The sequence below is a fragment of the Aeromonas sp. SCS5 genome (genome assembly GCF_001887375.1).
GTDB classification, from domain to species: Bacteria; Pseudomonadota; Gammaproteobacteria; order Enterobacterales; family Aeromonadaceae; genus Aeromonas; species Aeromonas jandaei.
In genome coordinates this window covers 228,284-234,283 of the sequence record NZ_LFCS01000008.1, presented here as the reverse complement: position 1 = coordinate 234,283, position 6,000 = coordinate 228,284, and the positions used below count along the sequence as shown (strand labels likewise).

The 6,000-nt window shown below is 53.7% G+C and carries 4 protein-coding genes and 2 tRNA genes; 4 read left to right on the top strand and 2 right to left on the bottom strand.

Annotated elements, in window-relative coordinates:
• Nucleotides 1-56 precede the first annotated feature (56 nt).
• The 3 genes from BS300_RS12805 to BS300_RS12795 all read left to right on the top strand — a co-directional run bounded on the left by BS300_RS12805 (nucleotide 57) and on the right by BS300_RS12795 (nucleotide 680).
• Nucleotides 57-141: transfer RNA gene (locus BS300_RS12805), tRNA-Tyr, on the top strand.
• Nucleotides 142-172: 31 nt separating this feature from the next.
• Nucleotides 173-257, top strand: a tRNA-Tyr gene (locus BS300_RS12800).
• 138 nt (nucleotides 258-395) lie between these two features.
• Nucleotides 396-680: a hypothetical protein gene (locus BS300_RS12795; protein WP_041210732.1), complete on the top strand. Its 285-nt coding sequence runs from the start codon at nucleotides 396-398 to the stop codon at nucleotides 678-680.
• A 9-nt stretch (nucleotides 681-689) separates the two neighbouring features.
• On the opposite strand, the gene BS300_RS12790 is transcribed toward BS300_RS12795, so the two are convergent.
• The gene (locus BS300_RS12790) at nucleotides 690-3,971 is read right to left on the bottom strand and encodes a transporter substrate-binding domain-containing protein (protein ID WP_239693826.1); all 3,282 of its coding nucleotides are present in this window, start codon (nucleotides 3,969-3,971) and stop codon (nucleotides 690-692) included.
• A 248-nt stretch (nucleotides 3,972-4,219) separates the two neighbouring features.
• On the opposite strand from BS300_RS12790, the gene BS300_RS12785 reads away from it, so the two are divergent.
• Nucleotides 4,220-4,858: a response regulator gene (locus BS300_RS12785; protein WP_071913187.1), complete on the top strand. Its 639-nt coding sequence runs from the start codon at nucleotides 4,220-4,222 to the stop codon at nucleotides 4,856-4,858.
• 4 nt (nucleotides 4,859-4,862) lie between these two features.
• Here the strand turns inward: BS300_RS12785 and BS300_RS21120 are convergent, their stop codons facing one another.
• Nucleotides 4,863-5,999 (bottom strand): hypothetical protein, encoded by a 1,137-nt coding sequence (locus tag BS300_RS21120; RefSeq protein WP_143241782.1) that lies wholly within the window; start codon nucleotides 5,997-5,999, stop codon nucleotides 4,863-4,865.
• Nucleotide 6,000 lies beyond the last annotated feature (1 nt).

Below are 6,000 nucleotides of genomic sequence, written 5' to 3'. Positions count from 1 at the left end.
AGGTTCGAATCCTTCTCCCTCCACCATCAAGTGCAACAATCAGGAAAATACCCCGTGGAGGGGTTCCCGAGCGGCCAAAGGGATCAGACTGTAAATCTGACGGCTCTGCCTTCGAAGGTTCGAATCCTTCTCCCTCCACCATCTTCCTGAACAAAATATGCAATACCCCTGTGGAGGGGTTCCCGAGCGGCCAAAGGGATCAGACTGTAAATCTGACGGCTCTGCCTTCGAAGGTTCGAATCCTTCTCCCTCCACCATCATTCAAGAAAGCCCGGCCTAGCGCCGGGTTTTCGCTTTTCCAGCCCATGCTACCTAACCATCTTGTCAGATCTGACAGTTGCATTTGCAACCCATCATGTTCAATTTATCACCACCTATACCAGAGTATTCACATCATGTTTGAGATCTGGGACGAACATGGCCATGCCACAGGGCTCACCCTGCAAGCCCTGAAAAAGCGCATGGAGGGCTATCAGGGCGACCTGATGGTTCGCTACAGCAACAAGCTGGGCCTGCCCACGACGCTCTTCGTGACAGTGAAGCAGGGTATTCCCTATCAGCGCTTCAAAGCGGGCAGCCCCAGACTTGACTGGGAGTGGCTGGCTGGCGCCACCAATGGCGCCATGCCTCGCACCATTCGCGAACAGCGCTTCGAGATGGCGCTTGCAGCCATCCACTAGATTACTGACTCACACCGCCAGCTCATCGACCAGCTGCTGTAACAGCGCACAAAACCGCGCAAGTTCATCGCCACACGCTGCGGCACCTTGTTGACGGATCCGTTCCTCCAGCCGCCAGCCCTGCTCCGCTGCCTCCGGGATCATCATGGCGAGCATACCCGCCTGACGGTGCACCCACTCGGCCAAGGCGATATCTTCTTGCGGACGCATGCCAAGTCCACGCTCCAGTTCGTAACGGCACTGCTGCAATGCCTGTCGCAACGGCTCACCCGCGCCAAACAACGCGCTCACCACCGCGAGGTCGAGTAGCCGCTCGGAGGGGAGGATATGCCACTTCTGCAACATCTGGCGCAATCCAGCCAGCAGTACCGGCTTGCCGAGCAGATCGTCCATCCCGGCGGCAAGGCAGCGTTCGCGCTGTTCCGGCAACACGTTGGCGGTCATGGCGATGATCAGCAACCGCTCATCCTGATCCTCCTGCTCGCGCACCTTGCGGGTAAACTCGTAGCCGTCCATCACCGGCATCTGGCAATCGCACAGCACCAGATCGTAAGGAGTGCGCGCCACCATCTCCAGCGCCTGCACCCCCTGCCCGGCCAGATCACAATGCAAGCCAAGCTGGCCAAGCTGGCGCATCACCAACGACTGGTTTAGCGGGTTATCCTCCACCAACAGGATCCGGTAGGGCAGCAGCTCGCTGGCTTCAACCTGCTCGCGCAGCGGGACCGGCAGCAAGGCATCGGCCAATCCCAGCTGGCGATAGCACACCTCGCGTACCGCATGCCAGGTCAGAGGATTGCTGTTGAGCAGATAACGCCCCGCTTCGCGCTGATAACCCATGGGCGAATTCAGCTCTACCAACCGGATCGCATCACCGTGAGCCTGTTCGCTGTCGCTAAAGTGCAGATCCGCCCCACCCGCGTGCCCGGTGCAGTTTACCCCCAGCGCACCGAGGTGCAGCAACAGGGTGTGACGCAATTTCTCATCGCGCAGCTCGATGACAGCGCACATCCCGGCGAGGTGCGGGTCGGGCTCGGAGTGGGCCACAACCGGCAGAGTCACGGTCAGCGTGATACAGGTGCCAAGGCCCGGTGAGCTCTGTAGTCCAATCTCTCCCTGCATCAATCCGGCAAGGGTGTGACAGATGGTGAGCCCCAGCCCGCTGCCGCCGTAACTGCGGGTAGTCGAGCTCTCCGCCTGCTCAAAGGCGTTGAAGATCCGGCTTTGCGCCTCGTCACTCATGCCAATCCCGCTATCTCGCACCCCAAACTGCAGCCGCTGCCTGCCCTCTGCCTCCAGCAGTACCGCGAGGGAAAGCTCGATAAAACCGCGCTCGGTAAACTTGATGGCATTACTGACAAAGTTGAAGAGGATCTGGCGCAGTCTTAGCACATCGCCGTGAAAACGGGCGGCTACCTCCTGATCCGCCAGCAGATAGACTCTCAGTCCCTTGCGCTGCACCTCGCTGACGGTCATGGTCAGCACGCTGTCGATAAGCTCCCGCATCAGGAACGGCACTTCGTCGAGCACCATCTTGCCCGCCTCCAGCTTGGCGTAGTCGAGCACGTTGTCGATCAGCGCATGCAGCCCCTGTGCTCCCCGGTTGATGATCTCCACCATCTGGCGCTGATCTTCGCTCAATCCGGTCAGCGAGAGCTGCTCCGCCATGCCGACGATGCCGTTCATCGGGGTACGGATCTCGTGGCTCATGGTGGCCAGAAATTCCCCCTTTATGGTGGCAGCAGACTCGGCCCGCACCTTGGCGCTGGCCAGTGCCAACTCGACCTGATGCCGGCGGATGATCTCCTGCCGCAAGCGCCAGTAAGCGACCAGCAGCGTCAGGATAAACAAGCTGATGGCCAACCCCACCGGCAGCAGGGTGCGCACCAGTTTCGCCCTGGGGATCCCTTCGCTGTAATTGAGCGCCAACCAGCTGTTGCGGATCTGGCGCTGCTCCTTGTTGCTCATGCTGGCCAGCACCCGGTTCACCAAAGGTAACAAGAGTGCGTATGGCTCACGTACCGCCACAGCCAGCTCATCCTTGAAGGGGGTAGGCGCGACGATATGGAGTCGGTCATCAAACTGCTCGGTGACAAGACGGGAGACCACCACCAGATTGCCGATGTAGGCATCCCCTTGTCCAGCGGCGACACAGGCGAGCCCATCGCTGGCATCACGGGTCGTGGTCAGTTTAAGGCCGGGCACCAGCGCCCTGAGCTCGGGGATCAACATGCCATCGGTCAGCAGCAACTGTTTGCCGGCCAGATCGGAGAGATCCCCGATAGGGAGGCTGCCACGTGCCGTCACCAGCACCATCGGGAATGATGCAAAGGGCTCGCTGGCATGCCACCCCACCAACCGCTCGATGATCCGTGTGGGCAGTACAGCCAGATCCACATCGTGATGCAGCAGCAGTTGTTGCAATTCGGGCCAGCTCTGTACAGGGATGCTGCTGTATGCCAGCCCCAGCTTCTCTTGCAACACCTTCAGATAATCCGCTATCAAGCCTACCGAATTGCCATCCTCATCGTGATAGGAGAAGGGCACCCAGCCGGGGATCAAACCCAGCTTTAGCGGCGGCAGCGTCGAGAGCCAGCCACGCTCATCAGGACGTAGCAAGAAATTGCTGTGCCCCATAAAATTGGGTTCCAGACTCTCCCCCAGCCAGCGTTTCTCCAGTTCACTGCGCGCCTCGACCGTCAGCGCCTGAATCGCCGTATCAAGCCGGATAGCAAGAGTGTGTTTCCGGCTGGCAATACCAAGGTGAAGGGTCTCCATCAACAAGGGTGACTGGGCGACCACTGCCAACGCCGGGTGACGCTCGATAAACAGATTGGCCACATGGAGATTGCCGATATAGGCATCTGCCCGACCTTGTTCAACCGCCTGCAATGCACGGCGGGTATCGACAAAGAGCCGAGGTGTGACATGGGGATAATGCAGTTTCACCAGTTTCTCGGTCAGAAAACCTTTTTCGATGGCAATGCTCGCGGACTGCAACCGGCTCACATCCCGAAACAGGGCGCTGTCCTGGCGCACCACCACCACAGTCGGCGAGGTGTAGTAAGGCAGGCTATAGGTGACGCACTGGCGTACCTCGGTGTTAAAAGCATCGAGCAGAATATCGAGCTTGCCATGGCAGGCATCGTTATACATGGCCTCCCAGTTCGGATAGATGCGCCAGGCAATCCGATAGTCCAGTTTCTTAGCCAACTGATCCATCAACTCGACACTGAAGCCGGCTGCGACCTTGCCATCCCACTGCTGAAACGGGCCCCACCCTCCGGCCAATATTCCGACTTCAATCGTCGGGACAGAGGGGCCAGATTCCGCCAATACGGCAGGCGTCAAGAACAAAACAGAGACAATAATTATGAATCGTTTGATTAATGACATAAGCGAACAATATATAGACATAACGATTCAAATATATTTATCAAAGGATATATGCACCTGAAAAAATGGGGTGCGCACGGTAGTATAGAAATGTTAGCTTTGATAGCCTGAATATTATTCACCGTTTCATAAGAGGCTCATCCATGTCCTTCAAGATTATTCTTGCCGATGACCACCCCTTGATTCTGACCGGGATCCGCAGCCTGATTGACCAGATAACCCCCCATTGTGAAGTGATTGCCGAGGCATATCAGGTATCTGACTTGCTGAATTTATTGCAGCAACATCATTGTGATCTGTTGATCACCGATTTCAGCATGCCGGGAGATACCCGTAGCGATGGGCTGGTCATGATCCAGCAGTTGCGCCGGGATTATCCCAATCTTCCCATTATCGTGCTGACCCAAATCCAGAACAGTGCCATCTTGCAATCCCTTATTCAGGCTGGGGTAAAAGGACTGATACTAAAAAAATCGGTTATTAATGAACTTGCCGATGCCATTCGCCAGATACTGCTCGGCCATCGCTATATTGGCCCGACAGTACAAATGCAGCTGGCCAGTACCGGTATCTCCGGGCAAGGCAACAACAACCCGCTGACGCCCAAGGAGAGTGAAGTAGTGCGCTTGCTGGCCAGCGGCATGTCGGTTACTCAGGTTGCCGACTACCTTCATCGCAGCGTCAAAACCATCAGCACCCAGAAAAAAAGCGCCATGGTACGACTCGGCTTGCAAAGTGATAGCGCTCTATTTCTGTATGCACGGGAGAATGGTCTATATTAACGATTTATTGCGTGACAGGGTCAATAACTGCATCAATAACTATCGTCACATTCCCCTTGTAAGTGCCAGGGAAATCAAGAACACCCTCAACATTTTTACTATTTATCTTGAATAGTAGATAGTCACGTATGGTAGACCCACTCATATTAAATCTTGTGCTTGTTATTGGGCTAAGTAACGTTTCTTGACCTTTATTTCTTCTATAAACATCAAGCGCCATTGATTTGTTATTACTATTGCTTTTTAAAAGGCAATTCTTCAAACCTATAAATTCACACTTCAACGTCATTGCTACAGGTACCGAGCTAATAACTTGCATTGGTAGCAATCCGCTGAGTGTCGGCACTCTACTGGAGTGCCATCCTATTCCATCAGGCTGCAAAACTAATCTGTTACCACCGACAGGAAAAATTACCTTAATCTGATTCCTAACAACCAACCTGAATTCTAAGTCTATGGACTGTGGTGACGGATTGGGAAGATCTCCATAGTCAAAATCCTTATTGGAACCAACAAGTAACCGTAATCTTCCTTGATAAAGTCCATTCGGTAAGGTTTCAATTCCAATCGGTATCAACTTATAACCAAAGAGAATTTTATTTACATTCGCAACACTTTGACCTCCACCTGATGTAAAAGCACGACTATAGCAGCGACCACCTGTTTTTTGCTCAGCTGGGTTGATCTCATAAAGAAGCGTGTCTGTAGATGAAAGATGAGCATCAACTAGCTTGCAATTAGCAACCGGGTCGGCCTGAGCAATATTATTATCCGCTGACAATGCTCTCTTGGTCATAATAAATCCCGTATGAGTAAAAGAAAACTTCATGTCACGGCTATTCCCCTTTCCATCAGACATAACAACATTTTTCTCCCCAGTGAAGTGGTGATGAAAAAGTCTATGCCAGACATACACATTAGATGATAGAGCCCTATCAATATTCGCATCGATTGCAACGATCCTTGACAATCTATTTTCACATACAAATGAGATAGGCAATGTCACACATGGATCTGTTATCCTAAAATCTCCACCCACGCCAGAGTTCAATTGCGCATACTCGGCATTAACATACACTGTTATTCCATAGGAAACAGAACCATAGGTCGATATACACAAAAAAAACAAAACTCTTAGCACT